Source organism: Mesorhizobium sp. M7A.F.Ca.US.006.01.1.1, assembly GCF_003997935.1.
In the GTDB taxonomy this organism is placed as follows: domain Bacteria; phylum Pseudomonadota; class Alphaproteobacteria; order Rhizobiales; family Rhizobiaceae; genus Mesorhizobium.
Map to the genome: position 1 here is coordinate 1 of NZ_RZQL01000468.1, position 1,691 is coordinate 1,691.

2 protein-coding genes are annotated in these 1,691 nt (G+C 64.7%); both read right to left on the reverse strand.

The window, feature by feature from the left end:
- The coding region (locus EN943_RS36875; RefSeq protein ID WP_164778606.1) for a glutamine synthetase family protein at positions 1-1,014 on the reverse strand (1,014 nt) is incomplete at its 3' end.
- A gap of 5 nt (positions 1,015-1,019) precedes the next feature.
- A partial coding sequence (locus tag EN943_RS36880; protein WP_281060887.1) for a nucleotide disphospho-sugar-binding domain-containing protein occupies positions 1,020-1,691 on the reverse strand: 672 nt, incomplete at its 5' end.

Here is a 1,691-nt window from a genome sequence, read left to right on the forward strand (position 1 = left end):
GTCATGCGACCATTCGATGTTGGCCGGCGCGCTGTGGTTCGGCCTGATGCGACGGTACGAATTCACATTGGGCGCAAACAGCGGCATGATTTCCGGGACATATTTCTGCAGGCCGCCGATGAAATGGCCGAACATTGCGGTGTCGGCATCGTCGCTGCCGGCAAACAGCGTCCTGCCAGCCTCGTCGATGACCGACATGTGCAGATGCATCGAGCTTCCCGCCTGTGCGGCGATCGGCTTGGCCATGAAGGTGGCGTGCATGCCGCTTTGCTGCGCGGCCTGGCGCGTCAGCCGCTTGAACAGCAGCACCTTGTCGGCCAGCGGCAGCGCATCGCCATGCCGGAAATTGATTTCAAGCTGCGCCGTACCCGATTCGTGGATCAGCGTGTCGAGCGGCAGGCCGGCCGCCGCCGCATAGTCATAGACGCGCCGGATCACCGGCTCGAACTCCTCGAGCGCGGCCATGTCATAGGGATGCTGCACGGTCTCGGCCCGGCTATTGGCGCCGACCGGGGCGGTCAGCGGACGGTCGGGATCGGGATTGGGCGCGGTCAGATAGAATTCGAGCTCCGGCGCCACCACCGCCCGCCAGCCGCGCTTGGCGTAGAGGTCGAGCACGGCCCTGAGCACATGCCGCGGCGAGGCCATCCAGGGCTGGCCGTCCATATGGAACGCATCGGCGAAGACATAGGCCTTGCCGGCGCTGGCGCCGGGCGCCAGGCAGAGCGTCGAGACGTCGGGCACCATGCGCATGTCCGGATCCGAATAGGCAAAACCCTCGTCGATCGAGCCGGAGTAGCGGCCGTCGATGCTGACCAGGAAAGCGCTGCTCGGCAGATAGAGCGCGCGGTCTTCAAGCGCCTGGAGGAATTTGGCCGTAGGCAGCGCTTTGCCGCGCAGCACGCCGTTCATGTCGGGCACCAGGCATTCGACCTCGTTTATGCCGTGCCGGGCCAGCCAGGCCTTGGGATCATTGCCGCCGGAAAGCGAGATATTCGTGTTGTTGTCAGGCATTTCGTTCATGTCCGTATCAGAGAGAGTATGGCTTGCGCGGCCACACCCGTTCCAGGTTTCAGCGCCATTTGGGCTGCATTGTCCTTCAGGCGGGCGCGCATGGCATCGTCGGCCAGCAGGCCGAGAATGGCTTTCTCCAACACTCCTTCGGTCCAGGCATCACGGCCGATATGATCACCGACGCCGGTCTCTCCGGCGCGGCGGGCATTGTCGTGCCCGTCCCAGCAATAGGGCATGATCAGCGACGGCACGCCGAAGCGCAGCGCCTCGCAAAAGCTGTTGTTGCCGCCGTGATGGATGAACAGGTCCGACTTCGCCACCACCGAGGGCTGCGGAAACCAGGCGTCGAGATAGACATTGTCGGGCACAGCACGGTAGGCATCACGCAGGCCGCCGGCATTGACGATGAAGCGCGCCGGCAGCCTGTCGAACACCGCCAGCATCCGCTCGATCAGGCCGACATCCATGGCGCCCAGGCTGCCGAAGCTGACATAGACCAGCGGCCCGCCATTGCGCGGAAACACCGGCACCTCGAATGGCCCTTCCGAACGCACGCAGCCTTCGAGATAGATGAAGCGGGCCGGGTCGAGCGGCTCGGCGCGTTCGCGGCGCACGATCGCCGGCGTCAGCAGCAGATTGAGGTCGGGCGACGTTTCGAGGAACAGACCCTTCGGCAG